Source organism: Micromonospora sp. NBC_00858 (assembly GCF_045207365.1).
Classification (GTDB): Bacteria; Actinomycetota; Actinomycetes; order Mycobacteriales; family Micromonosporaceae; genus Micromonospora.
Window position 1 is genome coordinate 4,937,031 of record NZ_CP108828.1, and the last position, 20,417, is coordinate 4,957,447.

Consider the following 20,417-nt stretch of genomic DNA (forward strand, 5'->3'; position numbering starts at 1 on the left):
CGTACCGGGCAACGGTACGTCGCCGTCCCGCCTCCCGGTACGGATCGTCCACAATCTGGGACACACCGATACACAGCACCCTCACAGGTGGGATCCATGGGCCAATCATCTCCGCTGCCTAACGTAGGGGTCAGCGGGTCAGGGGGGCCCGCGACACGGGGTCGCCGATGACGCGACGCCACACTGTGAGGGGCAGGTGCCATGCGCATCGACGAGCAGCCGCGGACCCGCTGGCCCGATCCGTCGGCCTTCCGGAACCGCCGGCCGGACCTGCGGCTGGGCCGCCGCCGCCAGCGGATCGATCCGGCCAGCGCCACCGAGGGCCGGATCGCCGTTCAGCACACCGTGCAGACCCCGACCGCCGAGTACACCCTGCTGCTCAACGCACCCGAGTGGCTCGGCCGCCGGGGCGTCGGCGAGGCACTGCGGGACAGCGTCGCCGAGCTGCGCGCCATCGACCTCACCTATGGCCCGAACCGGCCCGAGAGTCTGGTTTCCATGCTGCGCCGGGGCGAGATCAGTCCCGATTCGTACCCCCCACTGGCCGACCTGGTGGACCGCTGCACGGCGATGCGGGCCGCCACCGACGGGTGGTTCGACGCCTGGGCGGTGCCCGGCGGCTTCGACCCGGGCGGCCTGCTCGGGGGCTGGGCGGTGGAGCGCGCCGCCGCCCGGTTGCGCGCCGCGGGCATCCACGACTACGCCGTACTCACCGGTGCCGACCTGGTGGTCCGTGGCCACGCGCCACACGGCGGCCCGTGGCGGGTGGCGGTGCATCACCCGACCGCACCCGAACGCGCGCCGCTGGTGCTGGAGATGACCGCCGGAGCGGTCGGCACCTCCGGGGTGACCGGGCGCCAGGGACATGTGGTGGATCCGCACACCGGTGAGCCGGCCAGTCAGCTCGTCGCCGCCACCGTCGTCGGCCCCGACCTGACGGTCGCCGACGCCTACGCCACCGCGCTCTACGCCGCCGGCCCCACCGGCCTGTCCTGGTTCCGCGCCGGCTCCGACTACCGCGCACTCTTCGCCCACCGGCGCTGAACGGAACGTCGCCGCACCGGCCCGCCTCCCCGTGGCGCTGCGTCCGATTCGCACGTCGGCCGCCACTCGGGCCCGCGATCGGCCCCCACAGTCTCGGCAACGACCGTGGGGGCCGGTCAGCGACGAGTGCGCGTGGCTCGCACAATCGAGGGGTGCGGACCGGTCGGGCCGGACGTCGACCGCGCCACCCGAAGACGGGTCGGCGCCGCGAACTCGGCCAGTGACCGCAGTCGGTACGCTAGCGAATCGACGCAACTCGACGCAAGAGTCTCCACAGCGGACCGTCGAGACCGGAGTGTGGCGGATCGGCGATTGGCCTGCGGCGAGGCAGTTTCGACATGGTGAACGACGGATGGCACGCTGTCCGCCGTGAGTTTCGATCTGAGCGTGTGGGCCCTGGAGGACGGGGCGACGCCCGAGGACGTGCGGGCCGCGGTCGAGGGGTGCCGGCAAGGGCGGCACGTCGACCGATACCCGGACCCGCGAGTGGTCAGCTTCTATCGGGCGATCACCGCCTCCTACCCGGACCGGCACCCCGGCCCGGACAGCCCGTGGGCCGTGACGCCGCTGCACGCCGCCCACGACCACGTCGAGCTGAACCTGCACCCGACCTGTGCGGACCAGGTGCTGCTGGACATCGAGCGGCTGGCCGGCGAGCACGGGCTGATGCTCTTCGACCCGCAGGACGGCTCCGTCTACCCGCCCCCGGCCCGGCTGCCCGGCTGACCGGGCGGCAGGACACCCCACCACGGGTACGACGAGGGGCCCGGCGAATCGCCGGGCCCCCCGTAGTGCTGCCGTCGACTACTCGTCGCGCAGATCCGCGGCGCTGGCCGCCGTCGCGCCGATCGAGTCAGCCGCCGAGGTGAGCAGGTCGGCGCCGAGCGCCTGGTCGACGGTGAGCGTCATCAGCGTCTCGCCGCCCGCCTCGCGCCGGGCCACCTGCATGGCGGCGATGTTGATGCCCGACTCGCCGAGCAGGGTGCCGACGGTGCCGACGACACCGGGCCGGTCGGCGTAGCGCAGGAAGAGCAGGATGCCCTCCGCGCCGATCTCCACGTCGAAGCCGTCCACCTCGGTGAGCTTGAGGACGTCGCGAGCACCGGCGTGGGTGACCGTGCCGGAGACGCTGACCGTCCGGCCGTCCGGCAGCGCGCCGCGCACCGTGACCAGGGTGGGCTGCTCAGCCGTCTCGGCCAGGCTGGCCAGGGTGACCTCGACGCCACGCTCGGCGGCCAGGTGCGGGGCGTTGACGTAGGTGACCTGCTCCTCGACCACCGAGCTGAACAGGCCCTTGGTGGCGGCGAGCTTGAGCACCGACACGTCGTGGCTGACGATCTCGCCGCGAACCTCGACCGTGACGCTGGCGGCGACACCGCCGGCGACCGCGGTGAAGGCCCGGCCGAGCTTCTCGGCCAGCGGGAGCAGCGGCCGGACGTCCTCGGCGACCACGCCGCCGGCCTGCACGTTGACCGCGTCCGGGACGAACTCGCCCTGCAACGCCAGCTTCACGCTCCTGGCCACCGCCAGGCCGGCCTTGTCCTGCGCCTCGTGCGTGGAGGCGCCCAGGTGCGGGGTGGCCACCACGTTGTCGAAGGCGAACAGTGGCGAGGAGGTGCAGGGCTCCTTGCTGTACACGTCGACGCCGGCACCGGCGACCCGGCCCTCGGCGATGGCGTTCGCGAGCGCCTGCTCGTCGACCAGACCACCGCGGGCGGCGTTGACGATGCGGACGCCGGGCTTGACGATCGCCAGCTCCTTCTCACCGATCAGGCCCACCGTCTCCGGGGTCTTCGGCAGGTGGATGGAGATGAAGTCGCTCTCCCGCAGCAGCTCCTCCAGCCCGACCAGGCGTACGCCGAGCTGCGCCGCCCGCGCCGGCTGGATGTACGGGTCGTACGCGATCAGCCGGGTGCCGAACGCGGCGATGCGCTGCGCGAACAGCACACCGATGCGGCCGAGCCCGACCACGCCGACGGTCTTGCCCTGCACCTCGACGCCGGTGTACTTCGACCGCTTCCACTCCCCCGCCTTGAGCGCGGAACTGGCGCTCGCGGTGTTGCGGGCCACGGCGAGCAGCAGCGCGACGGCCTGCTCGGCGGCGGACACGATGTTCGAGGTGGGCGCGTTCACGACCATGACGCCGCGCGCGGTGGCGGCGGGCACCTCGACGTTGTCCAGCCCGATACCCGCCCGGGCGACCACCTTGAGTCGCGGCGCGGCGGCGATCGCCTCGGCGTCGATCTGGGTCGCGCTGCGCACGATGACGGCGTCGGCCTCGGAGAGCGCCGAGAGCAGGGCCGGACGGTCGGTGCCGTCGACGTGACGGACGTCGAAGTCGTAGGCGAGCACCTCGATGGCGGCGGGGGCGAGTTCTTCGGCGATCAGTACGACAGGATTCATCGGTCCTCGTAGAGGTCGTGTTTGCGATCGGCCCGGGCGGTAAGGCGCCGCACTGCGCCCTGCGCTGATCCGTGCCGTGGCCGTCAGGTGCCGGCTGCGCACCTACCCGCGATCGTAGGTGCCTCGCTGGTCGGCATGTTCCGGTCCGTGGGGTGAGGGCCCTCACACGCCGGGTCGGGCGACGGACATCGGGCGTTCACCTGACCGACATGGTTGCCCTGGCCAGCTACAACCGGAGGCACCAGCCCTCGGGGAGGAGCCGCCCGTGCCGCTCGTCATCCGCATCACGCTGCTCCGACAGCTGACCCGCGTCGATCTCGCGCGGTTCGGTCCGATGCTGGCCGAGGCGTTGGTCACCCGGTCCCAGCAGGTGAGCATCCGACGCGGTTTCGTGGTCCGGCGCACCGCCGCCGCGGACGAGGCGGTCGCGCTCTACCGGCGGCTGGTCCAGGGCCGGTCGGGCCGGCACGAGGTGGGGCTCGCGCGAGCGCTCGTCGCGCAGGGTTCGGTCCCCGACGACCGCACCGTGGCCTCCGCGCTCGACCAGGGCTGGGAGGCGATCGGGTACGTCGAGAACGCGACCGACCGAGACGGACTGGCCGTTCTGGCCGCAGCGCACCTGATGATGGCCAGCCTGCTCTCCCCCAGCGCCCCTCAGGACGCGCTGCCCCTTGCTGAGCAGGCCCGGGCGACATGGCTACGCTGCGCGCCGCTCGGCGTCCGAGAGCTGACGGGGCTGGCCCGGTCGCTCACCGTGCTCGGTAGCTGCCGGGCAGCGCTGGACGCGCCGGTCGAGGCGTTGGCCGCCCGGGAGGAGGCGGTCGAGACCTTCCGGCGGCTTCCCGCCTGGGCGCGGCTGCGGTACATGCCCGCCCGATTTGACGCGGTGACCGGGCTGGCCGAGTCCCTCGCCAGCGACGGCCGGTGGGCCGAGGCGCTGACGCTGACAGCGAACACCCGCGAGGATCTGACCTTCTGGGCCCGTTGGGAGCCGCTGCGGGCCCGGCCGGCGCTCGGCCGACTGCTGTTCGTGATCGCCACGTGCCGCTCAGAGCTCGGCGAACCGGAAGCGGCCGTGACGACGGCCGAGGAGGCGGTGGGGCACTTCCGTTGGCTGGCCGAGCACGATCCCGTCCGGTACGACCACTGGTTGGTCGCCGCGCTGCGCACGCTGGCCGGCATTCTCAAAGGCCTCGGCCGGTACGAGGAGGCAGCCTGGGCAGCCGGTGAGGCCAGGTCGATCGAGCGCGGCTGAGTAGCGCGCGCGGCCGCCCGGCCGTGTCTGGACGGCCGGGCGGTCGCGCCGCGACGTCAGGCGGTCTCGGTGATCGGCCGGTCGACCCAGCTCATCATGCCGCGCAGCTTCTTGCCGGTCTCCTCGATCGGGTGCGCCGCACCCTCGGCCTGCCACTTCTTGAAGTTGGGCCGGCCCGCCTCGTCCTCGGCAACCCACTCGCGGGCGAACTCGCCGGACTGGATCTCCCCGAGGATCTTGCGCATCTCGTCCTTGACGCGCGAGTCGATGACGCGCGGGCCACGGGAGAGGTCGCCGTACTCGGCGGTGTCGGAGATGCTGTAGCGCATCTTCGCGATGCCGCCCTCGTACATCAGGTCGACGATCAGCTTCAGCTCGTGCAGGCACTCGAAGTAGGCGACCTCCGGGGCGTAGCCCGCCTCGGTGAGCACCTCGAAACCGGTCTGCACCAGCGCCGCGGCACCACCGCAGAGCACCGCCTGCTCGCCGAAGAGGTCGGTCTCGGTCTCCTCGGTGAAGGTGGTCTTGATCGCGCCGGCGCGGGTGCCGCCGATCCCCTTGGCGTACGCGAGGGCGAGCGCGAGCGCGTTGCCGCTGGCGTCCTGCTCGACGGCGACCAGGCAGGGCACACCCTTGCCGTCGGCGTACTGCCGGCGGACCAGGTGGCCCGGGCCCTTCGGCGCGACCATCGCCACGTCCACCTCGGCCGGCGGCTTGATCAGCCCGTACCGGATGTTGAAGCCGTGACCGAAGAAGATCGCCTTGCCCGGGGCGAGGTGCGGCGCGATCGACTCGGTGTACAGGGCACGCTGGGCGGTGTCCGGCGCCAGCACCATGATCACGTCGGCCTCGGCCGCGGCCTGCGCCGGCGTGACCACCCGCAGGCCCTGCTCCTCGGCCTTGGGGCGGCTCTTCGAGCCCTCCGGCAGACCGATCACCACGTCAACGCCGGAGTCGCGCAGCGACAGCGCGTGGGCGTGGCCCTGGCTGCCGTAGCCGATGACCGCGACCTTCTTGGCCTGGATCAGGCCGAGGTCGGCGTCGTCGTCGTAGTACACCTCAACACTCATTGGGACTTCCCTTTCGTACGACGGCCGGGGCGGCCCGTCGTGGTCCGTGTGGATGGGTCAGGCGGCCCGCAGCGCGGGGCCAGCGGTGATCGAACGCGAGCCGCGCCCGATCGCCACGAGCCCGGACTGGACCATTTCCTTGATGCCGAAGGGCTCGAGGTCGCGCAGCAGCGCGTCGAGCTTGTCCGGGGTGCCGGTGGCCTCGATGGTCAGGGTGTCCGGCGCGACGTCGACCACCCGGGCGCGGAACAGGTTGACCGTCTCCAGTACCTGGGTCCGTGCGGACCGGTCGGCGCGGACCTTCACCAGCAGCAACTCCCGGGCGACCGAGACCTGCGGGTCCAGCTCGACGATCTTGAGCACGTTGACCAGCTTGTTGAGCTGCTTGGTGACCTGTTCCAGCGGGGACGACTCCGCGTTGACCACGATGGTGATCCGGGAGACGTCCGGGTTCTCGGTCTCGCCCACGGCGAGGCTGTCGATGTTGAACCCGCGCCGGGAGAACAGGCCGGAGACGCGGGCGAGCACGCCGGGCTTGTTCTCCACGAGCACGGACAGGGTGTGCATCGTCATGCCACGACCTCGCTTCGCTCACTCATGTCAGATGTCATCCTCGTCGAAGGCCGGGCGGACGCCGCGGGCGAACATGATCTCGTCGTTGCTGGTGCCGGCGGCGACCATCGGCCAGACCATGGCGTCCTTGCCGACCACAAAGTCGATCACCACCGGGCCGTCGTTGATCTCCATGGCGGCGGCGATGGTCTTGTCCACGTCAGCGGCGTTCTCGCAGCGCAGCCCGACGCAGCCCAGGGCCTCGGCGAGCTTGACGAAGTCGGGAATGCGGTGCTTGTGGGTGCCGAGCTCGGTGTTGGAGTACCGCTCGTTGTAGAACAGCGTCTGCCACTGCCGCACCATGCCGAGGTTGCCGTTGTTGATCACGGCGATCTTGACCGGGATGCCCTCCAGCGCGCAGGTGGCCAACTCCTGGTTGGTCATCTGGAAGCAGCCGTCGCCGTCCACCGCCCAGACCACCGTGTCCGGCTTGCCGACCTTGGCGCCCATCGCCGCCGGCACCGCGTAGCCCATCGTGCCGAGGCCACCGGAGTTCAACCAGGTGTGCGGCTTCTCGTAGGAGATGAACTGGGACGCCCACATCTGGTGCTGGCCCACCCCGGCCACGAAGATCGCGTCCGGGCCGACGATCTCGCCCAGCCGCTTGATCACGTACTGCGGGGAGAGCGTGCCGTCGGCCGGCTCGTCGTAGCCCAGCGGGTAGCGGTCGCGCAGGTCGTCCAGCTGAGTCCACCAGTCGGCCAGGTCGGTGCTGTGCCCGGCCGACCGTTCGATGGTCACCGCGGCGATCAGCTCGTCGATGACGTGCCGGGCGTCACCCACGATCGGCACGTCCGCGTGCCGGTTCTTGCCGATCTCGGCGGGGTCGATGTCGGCGTGCACCACTGCCGCGTCCGGGGCGAACGAGTCCAGCTTGCCGGTCACCCGGTCGTCGAACCGCGCACCCAGGGCGACGATCAGATCCGCCTTCTGCAGGCCGTAGACCGCCGCGACCGTGCCGTGCATGCCGGGCATCCCCAGGTGCTGCCGGTGCGAGTCGGGGAACGCGCCGAGCGCCATCAGCGTGGTGACCACCGGGATGCCGGTCTGCTCGGCCAGCTTGCGCAGCCCGTCGGTGGCACCGGCCTTGAGCACCCCGCCGCCCACGTAGAGCACCGGCCGGCGGGCGGCGGCCATCAGCCGGGCCGCCTCCCGGATCTGCTTGCCGTGCGGGTGCAGGGTGGGCCGGTAGCCGGGCAGATCCAGGGTGGGCGGCCAGGCGAAGGTGGTCGGCGCCTGGAGCACGTCCTTGGGGATGTCGACCAGCACCGGGCCGGGCCGGCCGCTGCTGGCCAGGTGGAAGGCCTCGGCCAGCACCTGCGGGATCTCCTCGGCGGTCTGCACGAGGAAGTTGTGCTTGGTGATCGGCAGGGTGATGCCCTGGATGTCCGCCTCCTGGAAGGCGTCGGTGCCGATCGACGGGCGGGCCACCTGACCGGTGATCGCCACCATCGCCACCGAGTCCATGTACGCGTCGGCGATCGGGGTGACCAGGTTGGTGGCGCCCGGGCCGGAGGTGGCCATGCAGACGCCGACCTTGCCGGTGGCCTGCGCGTACCCGGTCGCCGCGTGCCCGGCGCCCTGCTCGTGCCGGACCAGGATGTGCCGGACGGTGGAGTCGTAGAGCGGGTCGTAAGCCGGCAGGATCGCGCCGCCCGGGATGCCGAAGACGACGTCGACGCCGAGCGCCTCGAGGGACCGCACCAGCGAACCGGCGCCGGAGACCTGGGCCGGAGCGGATGGCCGTACCGCCGGGGTGGCCGGGCTGGCCGGGGTGCGCGCGGCGGCGGGGTCGACGTCGCCGGCCGGCTCGGTGGCCGCGCGGGCACGGCGGGCGGTATGGGCGAGGGTCTCGGGCGTGGGTCTCGTCATGGCGGTTCTGGCCTTCGGCTGGAGTGGCTGGGGCTTGTCAAGCGATGCGACGCGGGCGGGGCCCGCCCCGACAGGTTCCGATGGCAATAAAAACGGCCCTCGTGCAGATGCACGGGGCCAGCGCACTCTCAATGAGGGAGAGTGCGCTCAGGTAAGTACTCGCAGCGACCGGTACGACGACATGCGGCTAAGCCTGACGCATCTCACGCGATGAGTCAACTGATCCCACATGTTGGTTAACGGAACGCGGCGCGTCCGCCGGCGACACGCCCTCGGCAACCGGGATGACCTGCCCGGGCCCGCCCGAAACCCGGCGCGGCGCGGGCAGCGGCGCGGGTCGCGCACCCGGCGAGGTGGCCGCCTCCAGCATCGCCTCCAGGTGCTCGGCCGGCACACCCCAGCCGAAGAGCGCGCCCTGACCGAACCGGCAGCCGGCCGCCACCACCGCGGCCAACTCCGTCGGCGTGGTCACCCCCTCGGCGATCACCTCCAGCCCCAGCTGGTGGCCCAGTCGCATGACGATGTCGACCATCGGCGCGAACGCCGGGCCGTCCTTGCCGACCGGGCGGACCGGCTCGTGCTCGGCGACCAGGCTGTGGTCGATCTTCAGGATGTCGATCGGCAGTCGGCGGAGCTGCCCCAGCGAGGAGTAGCCGGCGCCGAAGTCGTCCAGCGCGATCCGTACGCCGGTCAGCCGCAGCGCGGTCAGCCGCCGGATCAACTCGTCCAGGTCGGTGGCGACCGCGTGCTCGGTGACCTCCAGCACCAGCCGCTGCGGCGGCACGTGGTGGGCGCGCAGCGCCTCGGCGACCTGGACCACGTACTCCGGGGCGTGCAGCTCGCGCGGCGAGACGTTCACCGAGACCCAGACGTCGTGCCCGTCGGCCAGCCAACGGGAGAGCTGGTAGCAGGCCTGGTGCAGCACCCAGGCCCCGAGCGTGGCGATCATCCCGCACTCCTCGGCCAGCGGGATGAACTCGTCCGGACGGACGTTGCCCAGCTCGGGGTGGTGCCAGCGGAGCAGCGCCTCGGCGCCGACCGGCCGCACCGACGGCAGCGAGGCCACCGGCTGGAAGGCCAGCCGCAGCTCGTCGCGCTCGATGGCGCCGCGCAGCTCGTGCTCCAGCGTGGTGCGCCGACGCAGCAGTTGGTCGTACGTGGCGTCGTAGCGCTCGATCCGGTTCTTGCCGCGCTGCTTGGCGTAGCGCAGCGCCAGGTCGGCGTGACGCAGCAGCAACTCCACGTCAGGCTCGCCGGCCCACCCGGCCACCCCGATGCTCACCGACAGGAAGACCGGCCCCTCCGGCTGGTCGTACGGGCGGTTGAGCACCCCGAGCAGCCGCTCGGCGACCCGGTCCGCCTCGGCCGGCCGCCCCGGCATGAGCACGGCGAACTCGTCGCCCCCGAGCCGGGCCGCCACATCGCCGGGGCGCAGGTTGCCGCGCAGCCGCCGGCCCACCTCGGCCAGCACCGCGTCGCCCACGTCGTGGCCGCGCATGTCGTTGACGTTCTTGAAGCCGTCCAGGTCAAGCCCGAGCAGCACGCACGGGGTGCCCGCCGCCGCGCTGTCGTGCAGCGCGCGCAGCAGCCCCCGCCGGTTGGCCAGCGCGGTCAGCGGATCGGTGTGTGCCAGCTCACGGAAGTGCGCCTCCCGCTCGGCCAACCGGCCGGCGTAGTCCCGGACGTCCTTGAGGGTGAGGTACTGCCGGGCCACCAGGGCGAAGCCCTCCACGCTGCCGGCCACGATGCCCGCCGCGGTGAACCGGCCGCCCTGCAGGAGGTGATGCATGGCCGAGGCGGCCATCGCCAGCATCGGGGCGATCGCGTACTCGCCGTCGCGACCGGTCAGGTCCAGCTCGACCTGCCCCGGCCGGTCGGCCCGGAGCACCGCGAGCGCAACGGTCAGCAGGCCGGCGGCGAGCACCACCGCGCCGGTCAGTGCCATGGTCGGCCCGGCCTGGCAGAGCCCGGCGGCGAGACCCAGCCCGCCGCAGGTCACCGCGCTGATGCCGACGCCGAGCGCGGCCAGCCGCTGGCGCGGGGCGGCAGCCCGGAAGACGACGATCACGGCGAGCCCGGCGCCGAGCGCGGCGGCCACCGTGGCCACCAGGATCGCCGGGCAGGCCATCGGGGTGGAGGCGCCGAGCAACCGGGTGGGCTCGGAGAAGAGCACCCAGCCGACGAACCACAGCGCGGCGGCCATGATCAAGCCGTCCAGGGCGAGCCGGGCGGTAGCCGCCGAGGTGGCGGCCACCCCGGGCAGCCGGAGCAATCCGGCCGCGAAGGCCAGCCCGCTCACCGCCGTGCCGATCGCCACCACGGTGGCCCAGCCGGTGCGCTGACCCTGCTCGTGCACCCAGTGGTCGTTCGCGGCGAGCGCGGCCACCACCCCGACCACGAGGCTGAGCAGAGCGACCCCGGCGGCCACCGCGAGCAGCAGATGCGCGGGCCGGCGCGACCCGGTGCGCCGCCGGGCGACCACGGTCAGCAGTACGACGGCCGCAGCGGCGACGAGCCCGCTCAGCACCGCGACGGCGACCATGCCCGGGGGGAGATGCACGCCCCCAAGAGTGCCGGATGCGCGCTCGTCGTGGGGGACCGGATGTGCATCTGTTGGGACACGCGCGCACTCTGGACAGCCACCGTGGCGGCGGTGTCAGACTGGTACGCATGCCTGAGCTGCGGTCGAAGACCTCCACGCACGGTCGGACGATGGCCGGTGCCCGGGCCCTCTGGCGGGCCACCGGGATGACCGACGACGATTTCGGTAAGCCGATCGTCGCCATCGCCAACAGTTTCACCCAGTTCGTGCCGGGTCACGTACACCTCAAGGACATGGGCGGCCTGGTCGCCGACGCGGTGGCCGAGGCCGGCGGTGTGGGGCGGGAGTTCAACACCATCGCGGTCGACGACGGCATCGCGATGGGCCACGGCGGCATGCTCTACTCCCTGCCCAGCCGGGAGTTGATCGCCGACGCGGTGGAGTACATGGTCAACGCGCACTGCGCGGACGCCCTGGTCTGCATCTCCAACTGCGACAAGATCACCCCCGGGATGCTGCTGGCCGCGCTGCGGCTCAACATCCCGACCGTCTTCGTCTCCGGCGGCCCGATGGAGGCCGGCAAGACGATGGCGATCGAAGGCGTCGTGCACAGCAAGATCGACCTGATCGACGCGATGATCGCCTCGTCGAACGAGGCGGTCACCGACGACCAGCTCGGCGAGATCGAGCGCTCCGCCTGCCCCACCTGCGGCTCCTGCTCCGGCATGTTCACCGCCAACTCGATGAACTGCCTCACCGAGGCCATCGGGCTGGCGCTGCCCGGCAACGGCTCGACGCTGGCCACCCACGCCGCGCGCCGGTCGCTGTTCGTCGAGGCCGGCCGCACCATCGTGGAGATCTCCAAGCGCTGGTACGACGGCGACGACGACTCGGTGCTGCCCCGCACGGTCGCCTCCAAGGCCGCCTTCGAGAACGCCGTCGCCCTGGACGTCGCGATGGGCGGCTCCACCAACACGGTGCTGCACCTGCTCGCCGCCGCCCGCGAGGCGGAGATGGACTTCGGCGTCGCCGACATCGACGCGATCTCCCGGCGGGTGCCCTGCCTGGCCAAGGTCGCGCCGAACTCGCCGCTCTTCCACATGGAGGACGTGCACCGCGCCGGTGGCATTCCGGCGATCCTCGGCGAGCTGGACCGGGGCGGGCAGCTCAACCGGGACGTGCACGCCGTGCACTCGCCCTCGCTGGCCCAGTGGCTGACCGACTGGGACGTGCGGGGCGGCTCGCCGACGCCGACGGCGGTCGAGCTGTTCCACGCCGCGCCGGGCGGGGTGCGCACCACCGAACCGTTCTCCACCACCAACCGCTGGTCGTCGCTGGACACCGACGCAGCCGAGGGCTGCATCCGGGACCGGGAGCACGCGTACTCCGCCGACGGTGGGCTGGCCATCCTGCACGGCAACCTGGCCCCGGAGGGCAGCGTGGTGAAGACCGCGGGTGTGCCGGACGACTGCCTGACCTTCCGCGGGCCGGCGAAGGTCTACGAGTCCCAGGACGACGCGGTGACGGCGATCCTGGCCAAGCAGGTGGTCGCCGGGGACGTGGTGGTGATCCGGTACGAGGGCCCCAAGGGCGGCCCCGGCATGCAGGAGATGCTCTACCCCACCTCGTTCCTCAAGGGTCGAGGGCTGGGCCGCTCCTGCGCGCTGCTCACCGACGGTCGCTTCTCCGGCGGCACCTCCGGGCTCTCCATCGGGCACGTCTCCCCCGAGGCGGCCTCCGGTGGGCTGATCGCCCTGGTCCGCGAGGGCGACGAGATCGTCATCGACATCCCGGGCCGGTCCATCGAGCTGAACGTGCCGGAGGACGTGCTCCAGGCCCGGCGGGTCGAAGAGGAGAAGCGCGACAAGCCGTACACCCCGACCGACCGGCAGCGGCCGGTGTCGGCGGCGCTGCGCGCGTACGCCTCGATGGCCACCTCGGCCAGCGACGGCGCCTACCGCCGCGTCCCGGAGTGAGTGGACGCGCCGGCCCCAACGCGGTCCTGGGCACCAACGATAGATCGACGGAAAGGTGTTGCCCCGGGGTCGACAGCGTGGGATAGCGTGTCGTCGGTCTATTGGGGAGACCCAAATCCTTCGGGGAAAGAAGCGCTCACGTGTCACTTTGGAAGAAGACCGCGGTGGTAGCGGTCTCGGCGCTCACTGCGCTCGCTGTCTCTGCCTGCGGCGCGAAGTCCGGCTCGTCCGAGGCGCCGAAGCAGCCCAGCGTCCTGGAGCTGCTCGCCAGTGATCTCAAGGGATCGTTGCAGAAGACGGTCGACGCCACCGACAAGACCGATTCGGTGACCGTGACGATGACGGGCACGGCGGGCGGCGAGAAGATCTCCATGCAGGGTGTCCTGGACCTGGGTGACCCGCTCAAGGCCGAGATGAAGACGTCCGACCCGGACGGCACCACGACCACCGTCCGGATGATCGGCGCTGTGGTCTACGTCGAGATCCCGGCAGAGGACCGCGCGAGCACGGGCGGAAAGCGCTGGATGAAGATGGACCTGAGCGCTGTGGGCGAGCAGGCGGGGATGGACTTCACCAAGCAGTTCGAGGACGTCGACCCGATCAAGCAGGTCAAGACGCTGCTCGCCACCGAGGGTGTGACTGTGGTCGGGCAGGAGACGGTAAACGGGGCGCCTACCGTCCACTACACCGTCACCACCCCCGTGACGACCTACCTCGGGCAGGTCGACGCCAAGCTGCGGGCGGACGTCGAGAAGGGGCTGGCCAAGCAGGGCGTCAAGGAGATCAAGATCGACCTGTGGGTCGACGAGCAGTACCGGCCGCGACGCGCGGGCATGGTCATGGGCAAGATGGGCGACATGGTGGTCGACTACACCGACTACGGCAAGGCAGCGACCATCGAGACGCCGCCGGCGGCGGAGACCGCCGACTTCGCCGAGATGCTCAAGGGCCTGGAGGGCCTGACCGCCGGCAACTGACCAGAATCGGAATACTGCCCGGTCGGCGAGGAGACTCACCGGCCGGGCAGTGCCGTTTCAGGAGCCGGGCAGGCCCCATCCCGGAGCCACGCCGTGCCCATTGACCCGACACCGCCGGTCTTCGCGGTGCCGCACGCGTACGCAGCCCTTTCGGCGAGGGCTGGTGTGCAGCGGGGTTAGTTGCTTGCCACGACGTGGTCGATCACCAGGTGAGCGGCGCCCGTGATGCCGACATCCTGGCCGGTGGCGACCCGCTCGATGAGCAGGGTCTGGGTGGCCAGCGGCAGGCACCGCTCGTAGAGGGTGCCCCGCATGCTGGCGAGCAGGGGTTCGCAGTCGGCGAGCCGGCCGCCGATGGCCACCACCTGCGGGTTGAAGAAGTTGACCACCACGGACAGGATCTCGCCGATGGCCCGGCCAGCCTGCCGGGCGAGCGCGGTGGCATGCCGGTCACCGTCGTCGATCAGGCGGATCACGCCGGTCAGGTCGGAGACCGGCACGCCCTGGTCACGTAGCGCGGTGACCAGGGCCGCGCCGCTGGCCACCGCCTCCAGGCAACCGGCGTTGCCACAGGTGCAGGGTGGTGCGGGATCGGCCACCACCCGGCAGTGGCTGATGTCCCCGGCCGATCCCTGTGCGCCCCGGTGCAGCCGTCCACTGGAGATCACTCCGGAGCCGATCCCGGTGCCGGCCTTGATGTAGACGGCATGGTCCAACTCGGAATGTGCCGTGCGGTGCGCACCGAGCGCCATCAGGTTGGCGTCGTTGTCCACGAGGACCGGTACCTCGACCCGGTCGGCACAGAAGGCGGCGACGTCGAAGCCGTTCCAGCCTGGCATCCGGGACGGGCTGACGATCCGCCCGGTCGCGTGCTGCACCGGGCCGGGGATGCCGATGCCGATGCCCCGCAGCGCGCCCGCCGCCACCGCACCGCCGGCCGCTTCCCGGCCCGGCCCGCTGGGCACGGCCACCAGCGCGGAGACCTCGGCCAACAACCCGCCGAGCACCTCCTCCGGACCGTCCTCGATGCGCACCGGCAGGGTACGGGCCTGGACCACCCGGCCGGAGAGATCCAGTGTGCCGACGCGTGCGTGATGCGCCCCCAGGTCGATGGCGCCGACCACGGCGCCGCCGGTGGGCACGGCGAGCTGGCGCGGCCGTCGGCCACCCCGGGACCGCCCGGCGCCGGTTTCCTCCAGCAACCCCTCGTTGATCAACGCCTCCACGCGCTGGGAGACCGTCGACGGGGACAGCCCGGAGAGCCGGGACAGGTCGGCGCGACTGACGGCCGCTCCAGTGGCAACCCAGCGCAGCAGCTCCCGGGGGCTGCTCCGGAGAGCGTCGCGCGGCGCGTCGTCAATCGTCACGTCAGCTTCTTAGCACCCGCAGTTTGTTCAAGCAACCGGTTGACTTAATTTCTCGTCTACCTTTAGATGGCGCTGTTGCTTCGATATGAAGCAAACTTAGTTCTGCAGTCGAAGAAAGTGAGGGCGTCTGGTGGCACCGACGACGGTCTCCGATCGCGCCGGCCGGTCCGGGACGACGGGTCCGGACCGACCGACGGTGTCGGTCCGCGGCCTGAACAAGTGGTTCGGTCCACTGCACGTGCTCAAGGACATCGACCTCACGGTGGCCGCTGGCGAGGTGGTCGTCGTGGTGGGGCCATCCGGCTCCGGAAAGTCGACCCTGTGCCGCTGCCTCAACCGGCTGGAAACGGCCGGTCAGGGCACCGTCGAGATCGACGGTGAGCCGCTGCCCGCCGAGGGCCGCGCGCTGGCCCGACTGCGCGCCGACGTCGGCATGGTCTTCCAGTCCTTCAATCTCTTCGGGCACAAGACGGTGCTGGACAACATCACCCTCGGCCCCACCCGGGTCCGCCGGATCGGCCGGCCCGAGGCGCGCCAGCAGGCGATGACGCTGCTGGAGCGGGTCGGCATCGCCGACAAGGCGAACCACCACCCCGCCCAGCTCTCCGGCGGGCAGCAGCAGCGGGCCGCCATCGCCCGGGCACTGGCCATGCGGCCGAAGGTGCTGCTCTTCGACGAACCGACCTCGGCCCTCGACCCGGAGATGGTCAACGAGGTGCTCGACGTGATGGTCTCTCTCGCCGCCGAGGGGATGACCATGATCGTGGTCACCCACGAGATGGGCTTCGCCCGCCGCGCCGCCGACCGGGTCGTCTTCATGGACGACGGCCGGATCGTCGAGTCCGGCGCCCCCGACGAATTCTTCGCAGCCCCACGCACCGAGCGGGCCCGCGACTTCCTGTCCAAGATCCTCCAGCACTAGCCCCCAAACGGGAGGGTGTCATGTCAATCCTCAAGATGAGCTTCACCGGGCGGCGCTCGCTCGCCCTCACCGCCACCGCGGTCGCGGTGGCCCTCGCCGCGACGGGCTGCGGCGGCGACAGCGACAGCGGCGCACCGGCCCTGCCCGGCAACCCCGGCCTGGGCGGCGACGGCGTGGTCGCCCAGTCGGTGTACGACGCCGCCCCGGTGGCCACCGACGCGGACATCCCGGCGGGCTCCACCATGGACGCGATCCGCAAGCGCGGCTACCTCAGCGTCGGCGGCTCGCTGGACGCACCGCTGCTGTCCCAGCAGAACCCGGTCAGCGGCACCATCGAGGGCTTCGACGCCGACATGGCCAAGCTGCTGGCGAAGTACATCACCGGCAAGACCGAGGTGAAGACCACGACCATCGGCACCCAGACCCGGGAGGCGATGCTCCAGGCCAAGTCGGTGGACGTCGTCTTCCAGACGTACACCATCACCCCGCAGCGGGCCACCCAGATCGCTTTCGCCGGGCCGTACCTCACCTCCGGTCTGGCGGTCGGGGTCCGCAAGGACGACACCTCGATCAAGAGCGTCAAGGACCTCGCCGGCAAGACCGTCATCGTCGGGGCGAACACCCCCGCGGTCACCGCGCTGCCCAGCGCCGCTCCCGGCTCGAAGCAGATCGCCTTCGGGACCGACCCTCAGGCGCTGCAGGCGCTGCTGCAGAAGCGCGGCGACGCGTACGTGCAGGACTTCACGCTGCTCGCCTCCGGCGCCAAGGCGAACCCGGGGATGAAGGTGGTCGGCGAGCCGTTCACCACCGAGGCGTACGGCATCGGCCTCAACCGGGAGGACGCGCAGTTCAAGGAGTTCGTCAACAAGTGGCTGACGAAGATCCAGGCCGACGGCACGTGGGCGAAGGTCTGGGAGGCCACCCTCGGCTCGGTGGTGGAGGGCGGGGCGCCCACTCCGCCGGCCCTCGGTTCCGCCGACGGCTCCTGAGTAGCCTCCCGCGCCGATGGACGCCCTCACCGCCCACCTGAGCGAACTCGGCCACGGCCTGGTCACGACGGTCGAACTGACCGTCGTGACCACCGTCGGCGCGATGCTGCTGGGCATCATCGTGGCCACCCTGCGGATCGCCCCCGTACCGCTGCTGCGCGCCATCGGCACGGCGTACGTCGAGGTGTTCCAGAACCTGCCTCTGCTGGCCCTGCTGGTCCTCTTCGTCTTCGCGCTGCCGACCATCGGCATCACGTTCCCGCTGTTCACCTCCGCCGCGATCGTCATCGCCGTCTACGAGGGGGCGTACCTGGCCGAGGCGATCCGGGCCGGGATCAACACGGTCGGCGTCGGCCAGGCCGAGGCGGCGCGGGCCATCGGGCTCACCTTCGGTCAGTCCCTGCGGCACGTGATCCTGCCGCAGGGACTGCGGGCGGTGATCCAGCCGATCGGCAACATCTGCATCGCGCTGCTGATGAACACCTCGCTGGCCGCCGCCGTCGGCGTGGTCGAGTTGACCCAGGCCGCCAACACCGTGAACCTCATCGAGGCCCAGCCACTCGCCGTCTTCACCGGCGCGGGCCTCGCCTACATGCTGCTGGCCTTGATCATCGGTCAGGTCACCGGCCTGCTCGAGCGAAGGCTGGCGATCGTCCGATGAACCAGACCCAACAGATCCTGTTCGACGAGCCCGGCCCCCGGGCCCGGCGACGGATCCGGATCGCCACCGTGCTGGGCGCCGTCGTCCTGGTCGGCGCCGTCGTCGCGGCCGTGTACCAGTTCGCCAGCCACGGCGAGCTGGCCGCCGCCCGCTGGGAACCGTTCACCACCTGGCCGATCTGGCGGTACCTGCTCAACGGCCTCTGGGCCACCGTGCGCGCCGCCGCCGCGACCGCCGTGCTCAGCGCCGCACTCGGGTTGCTGCTGGCGCTCGGCCGGCTGTCGGCGCACCGACCGCTGCGGTGGTTGGCCGGCGCGTACGTCGAGATCTTCCGGACCGTACCCACGCTGCTGCTGATCTACGTGACGCTGTTCGCCCTGCCGCAGTACGGGATGAACTTCCCGCTGTTCTGGAAGCTCGTGGTGCCACTGGTGGTCTCCAACTCGGCGGCGTTCGCGGAGATCTTCCGAGCCGGCATCCTGGCCCTGGACCGGGGGCAGACCGAGGCCGGCCTCGCGGTCGGGCTGCGCCGCGGCCAGGTGATGGCGCTGGTGGTCCTGCCACAGGCGCTGCTCCAGCTCACCCCGTCCCTGGTCAGCCAGCTGGTCGGGCTGCTCAAGGACACCTCGCTCGGCTTCGTGGTCAGCTACACCGAGTTGCTCTACAGCGGGCAGGTGCTCTCCTCGTACACCCACCTGCTGATCCAGACATTCCTGGTGGTGGCGCTGATCTACCTGGTGGTCAACGCGTCGCTGTCGAAGTTCGCCCGCGTACTCCAGGCCCGCAACGGTCGGTTCACCGGCCGGCGCGGACGACGATCCGCGGACCTGCCGCCGTCGCTCACCGAAGGGAACATCCGGTGACCATCCCCCGCTACGCCGAACTGGCCCGGGTCGTCCGCAACGGTTTCGTCGAGAGCCGGCACTACGGCAGCGTCGTGGTGCTCGACCCGGACGGCACGGTCGCCCGCACTGCCGGCGTACCCGACGAGCCGGTGCTCCCCCGCTCCACCCTCAAGCCGGTGCAGGCGCTGGCCTGTCGGATCGCGGCGACCGCCGGGCCGGGCGACACCGATCCACTGACCGGCCGGGCGCTGGCCCTCGCCGCCGGCAGCCACACCGGCGACGACCGGCACGTCGAGGTGGTCCGGGCGATGCTCGCCGGCGCGGGTCTGACCGAGGACGCGCTCGGCTGCCCAGTGGACTGGCCGGAGGACGAGCTGACCCGGGACCGGCTGATCCGCGCCGGCGGGCAGCGCGAGCGGATCCGGATGAACTGCTCCGGCAAGCACGCCGCGATGCTCGTCGCCTGCGTCGCGCGGTCCTGGAGCACGCACGACTACCTCGATCCCGACCACCCGCTCCAGCGGGAGACCGCCGCCACCGTCGCCCGACTGGCCGGCACGCCGATCACGCACCAGGCGGTCGACGGCTGCGGCGCACCGCTGTTCGGCCTGCCGCTGACCGGCCTGGCCCGCACGTTCCAGGCGCTGGTCACGGCACCCACCGGCAGCGACGAGGAGCGGGTCGCCCAGGCCATGCGCCAGTACCCCGAGTACGTGGGCGGCTGGCACGGGCACCCGAACACTGACCTGATGCGCGCGCTACCCGGAGTGCTCGCCAAGGGCGGGGCCGAGGGCGTACTCGCGGTGGCCGCCCCGGATGGCCACGCGGTGGCGGTGAAGGTGGTCGACGGCTCACCCCGAGCCACTACCGCCATCGCGCTCGCCGCCCTGGAGGCCGTGGGCGTACCGGTCGGCGGGGCCGACGCCCTGCGCCGGGTGCCGGTGCTCGGCGGCGGCGAACCCGTGGGCGCCGTGGGCGCCGTCATCGATTGGACCGCGGCATCGTCTCGCACCGAAAAGGAAGAGTCATGAGCACATTCGAGATCTGCATCGACAGCGTCGAGGGGGCGGTCTCCGCCGAGGAGGCCGGGGCCGACCGGGTGGAGCTGTGCTCCGCGCTCTTCGACGGCGGGTTGACCCCCAGCCTGGGCACCATCGAGACGACCCTGCGCACCGTCACCCGGATCCGGGTGCACGTGATCGTCCGGCCGCGGGCCGGCGACTTCATCTACTCGCCGCTGGAGATCGAGGCGATGGAGCGGGACGTGCAGGCCGCGGTGGCGGCCGGTGCGCACGGCATCGTGATCGGCGCGCTGACCGCCGAGGGTGATGTCGACGTACCGACCACGCGCCGGCTGATCGCCGCAGCCGGCGACGCCAGCATCACCTTCCACCGCGCGTTCGACATGGTCCGCGACCCGTACGCGGCCCTGGAGCAACTGGTCGAGCTGGGAGTGCACCGCGTGCTCACCTCCGGCCAGGAGGTCAGCGTGCTGGAGGGTGCTCCGCTCATCGCCGACCTGGTCCGCCGGGCCGCCGGACGGATCGTCATCATGCCGGGCGGCGGCATCACCCCGCGCAACATCGCCCGGATCGTCGAGGCGACCGGCGCCGACGAGTACCACTTCGCGGCCCTGGTCAGCTCGGACAGCCCGGCTGTGCACCGCAACCCGGCGCCGCTGATGGGCGGCACTCTGCACCGGCCCGAGTACGAGCGGTCCGGCACGTCCGGGGCGTTGGTCGGCCAGGTGCTGGCCGCCGCCCGGGCCTGACCCGCCACGCGCTCCGACGAGCGGTGGGCCTGAGGGACGTCCTACCCCTCAGGCCCACCGCTCGTCGCTGACGCCCGGTCGATCGCCCCGGGCTGGCCCACGGGCAGCCTC

General features: G+C 71.7%; 17 protein-coding genes. 11 read left to right on the top strand and 6 right to left on the bottom strand.

Going from position 1 to position 20,417, the window contains the following annotated elements; genetic code table 11:
• Nucleotides 1-201: 201 nt before the first annotated feature.
• Together OG990_RS22910 and OG990_RS22915 are read left to right on the top strand one after the other, a co-directional pair.
• A complete protein-coding gene (locus OG990_RS22910; RefSeq protein ID WP_355606120.1) occupies nucleotides 202-1,044 on the top strand; it encodes an FAD:protein FMN transferase in 843 nt (280 codons plus the stop codon).
• Between the two features lie 369 nt (nucleotides 1,045-1,413).
• The gene (locus tag OG990_RS22915) at nucleotides 1,414-1,770 is read left to right on the top strand and encodes a hypothetical protein (RefSeq protein WP_355606123.1); all 357 of its coding nucleotides are present in this window, start codon (nucleotides 1,414-1,416) and stop codon (nucleotides 1,768-1,770) included.
• A gap of 78 nt (nucleotides 1,771-1,848) precedes the next feature.
• Here OG990_RS22915 and serA read toward each other — a convergent pair whose 3' ends face one another.
• The gene (gene serA / locus OG990_RS22920; RefSeq protein WP_328424388.1) at nucleotides 1,849-3,447 is read right to left on the bottom strand and encodes a phosphoglycerate dehydrogenase; all 1,599 of its coding nucleotides are present in this window, start codon (nucleotides 3,445-3,447) and stop codon (nucleotides 1,849-1,851) included.
• A 265-nt stretch (nucleotides 3,448-3,712) separates the two neighbouring features.
• Here serA and OG990_RS22925 point away from each other — a divergent pair, with 265 nt between their 5' ends.
• Complete coding sequence (locus tag OG990_RS22925; RefSeq protein WP_406077095.1) at nucleotides 3,713-4,702, top strand: hypothetical protein; 990 nt, start codon at nucleotides 3,713-3,715, stop codon at nucleotides 4,700-4,702.
• Between the two features lie 56 nt (nucleotides 4,703-4,758).
• On the opposite strand, the gene ilvC is transcribed toward OG990_RS22925, so the two are convergent.
• The 4 genes from ilvC to OG990_RS22945 all read right to left on the bottom strand — a co-directional run bounded on the left by ilvC (nucleotide 4,759) and on the right by OG990_RS22945 (nucleotide 10,798).
• Nucleotides 4,759-5,772: a ketol-acid reductoisomerase gene (gene ilvC / locus OG990_RS22930; protein ID WP_328424384.1), complete on the bottom strand. Its 1,014-nt coding sequence runs from the start codon at nucleotides 5,770-5,772 to the stop codon at nucleotides 4,759-4,761.
• 57 nt (nucleotides 5,773-5,829) lie between these two features.
• Nucleotides 5,830-6,345, bottom strand: a complete 516-nt coding sequence (gene ilvN, locus OG990_RS22935; RefSeq protein WP_089017348.1) for an acetolactate synthase small subunit — start codon at nucleotides 6,343-6,345, stop codon at nucleotides 5,830-5,832.
• A gap of 27 nt (nucleotides 6,346-6,372) precedes the next feature.
• A complete protein-coding gene (locus tag OG990_RS22940; RefSeq protein ID WP_386989874.1) occupies nucleotides 6,373-8,256 on the bottom strand; it encodes an acetolactate synthase large subunit in 1,884 nt (627 codons plus the stop codon).
• A 187-nt stretch (nucleotides 8,257-8,443) separates the two neighbouring features.
• On the bottom strand, nucleotides 8,444-10,798 hold the full coding sequence (locus tag OG990_RS22945) for a putative bifunctional diguanylate cyclase/phosphodiesterase (protein WP_406081854.1): 2,355 nt from the start codon (nucleotides 10,796-10,798) through the stop codon (nucleotides 8,444-8,446).
• A gap of 128 nt (nucleotides 10,799-10,926) precedes the next feature.
• Here OG990_RS22945 and ilvD point away from each other — a divergent pair, with 128 nt between their 5' ends.
• Together ilvD and OG990_RS22955 are read left to right on the top strand one after the other, a co-directional pair.
• A complete protein-coding gene (gene ilvD, locus OG990_RS22950) occupies nucleotides 10,927-12,774 on the top strand; it encodes a dihydroxy-acid dehydratase (RefSeq protein ID WP_328424375.1) in 1,848 nt (615 codons plus the stop codon).
• A gap of 140 nt (nucleotides 12,775-12,914) precedes the next feature.
• Nucleotides 12,915-13,751, top strand: coding sequence for a hypothetical protein (locus OG990_RS22955; protein WP_386989877.1), 837 nt, complete (start codon nucleotides 12,915-12,917; stop codon nucleotides 13,749-13,751).
• Nucleotides 13,752-13,927: 176 nt separating this feature from the next.
• Here OG990_RS22955 and OG990_RS22960 read toward each other — a convergent pair whose 3' ends face one another.
• Entirely contained in the window at nucleotides 13,928-15,118 is a 1,191-nt protein-coding gene (locus OG990_RS22960) for an ROK family protein (protein WP_386989879.1), read from the bottom strand.
• Nucleotides 15,119-15,314: 196 nt separating this feature from the next.
• Here OG990_RS22960 and OG990_RS22965 point away from each other — a divergent pair, with 196 nt between their 5' ends.
• From OG990_RS22965 to OG990_RS22990, 6 genes are read left to right on the top strand one after another with little or no spacing between them, the layout of a single operon-like run.
• A complete protein-coding gene (locus tag OG990_RS22965; RefSeq protein ID WP_406077096.1) occupies nucleotides 15,315-16,040 on the top strand; it encodes an amino acid ABC transporter ATP-binding protein in 726 nt (241 codons plus the stop codon).
• A gap of 20 nt (nucleotides 16,041-16,060) precedes the next feature.
• Nucleotides 16,061-17,029 (top strand): glutamate ABC transporter substrate-binding protein, encoded by a 969-nt coding sequence (locus tag OG990_RS22970; protein WP_355606144.1) that lies wholly within the window; start codon nucleotides 16,061-16,063, stop codon nucleotides 17,027-17,029.
• A 16-nt stretch (nucleotides 17,030-17,045) separates the two neighbouring features.
• Nucleotides 17,046-17,690, top strand: a complete 645-nt coding sequence (locus tag OG990_RS22975; protein ID WP_328424365.1) for an amino acid ABC transporter permease — start codon at nucleotides 17,046-17,048, stop codon at nucleotides 17,688-17,690.
• Nucleotides 17,687-18,553, top strand: a complete 867-nt coding sequence (locus OG990_RS22980; protein ID WP_406077097.1) for an amino acid ABC transporter permease — start codon at nucleotides 17,687-17,689, stop codon at nucleotides 18,551-18,553. The genes OG990_RS22975 and OG990_RS22980 overlap by 4 nt, the downstream gene beginning before the upstream one ends.
• Nucleotides 18,550-19,566 (top strand): asparaginase, encoded by a 1,017-nt coding sequence (locus tag OG990_RS22985; protein WP_406077098.1) that lies wholly within the window; start codon nucleotides 18,550-18,552, stop codon nucleotides 19,564-19,566. Before OG990_RS22980 ends, OG990_RS22985 begins: the two co-directional genes overlap by 4 nt.
• Complete coding sequence (locus OG990_RS22990) at nucleotides 19,563-20,306, top strand: copper homeostasis protein CutC (RefSeq protein WP_406077099.1); 744 nt, start codon at nucleotides 19,563-19,565, stop codon at nucleotides 20,304-20,306. The genes OG990_RS22985 and OG990_RS22990 overlap by 4 nt, the downstream gene beginning before the upstream one ends.
• Nucleotides 20,307-20,417 lie beyond the last annotated feature (111 nt).

Bases quoted from the DNA above. Each gene is read 5' to 3' on its own strand.
- OG990_RS22990 (WP_406077099.1), top strand. From the start codon at position 19,563: ATGAGCACATTCGAGATCTGCATCGACAGCGTCGAGGGGGCGGTCTCC.
- ilvN (WP_089017348.1), bottom strand. From the start codon at position 6,345: ATGACGATGCACACCCTGTCCGTGCTCGTGGAGAACAAGCCCGGCGTG.
- OG990_RS22910 (WP_355606120.1), top strand. From the start codon at position 202: ATGCGCATCGACGAGCAGCCGCGGACCCGCTGGCCCGATCCGTCGGCC.
- OG990_RS22940 (WP_386989874.1), bottom strand. From the start codon at position 8,256: ATGACGAGACCCACGCCCGAGACCCTCGCCCATACCGCCCGCCGTGCC.
- OG990_RS22975 (WP_328424365.1), top strand. From the start codon at position 17,046: ATGGACGCCCTCACCGCCCACCTGAGCGAACTCGGCCACGGCCTGGTC.
- OG990_RS22945 (WP_406081854.1), bottom strand. From the start codon at position 10,798: ATGGTCGCCGTCGCGGTGCTGAGCGGGCTCGTCGCCGCTGCGGCCGTC.
- ilvD (WP_328424375.1), top strand. From the start codon at position 10,927: ATGCCTGAGCTGCGGTCGAAGACCTCCACGCACGGTCGGACGATGGCC.
- OG990_RS22970 (WP_355606144.1), top strand. From the start codon at position 16,061: ATGTCAATCCTCAAGATGAGCTTCACCGGGCGGCGCTCGCTCGCCCTC.
- ilvC (WP_328424384.1), bottom strand. From the start codon at position 5,772: ATGAGTGTTGAGGTGTACTACGACGACGACGCCGACCTCGGCCTGATC.
- OG990_RS22980 (WP_406077097.1), top strand. From the start codon at position 17,687: ATGAACCAGACCCAACAGATCCTGTTCGACGAGCCCGGCCCCCGGGCC.
- serA (WP_328424388.1), bottom strand. From the start codon at position 3,447: ATGAATCCTGTCGTACTGATCGCCGAAGAACTCGCCCCCGCCGCCATC.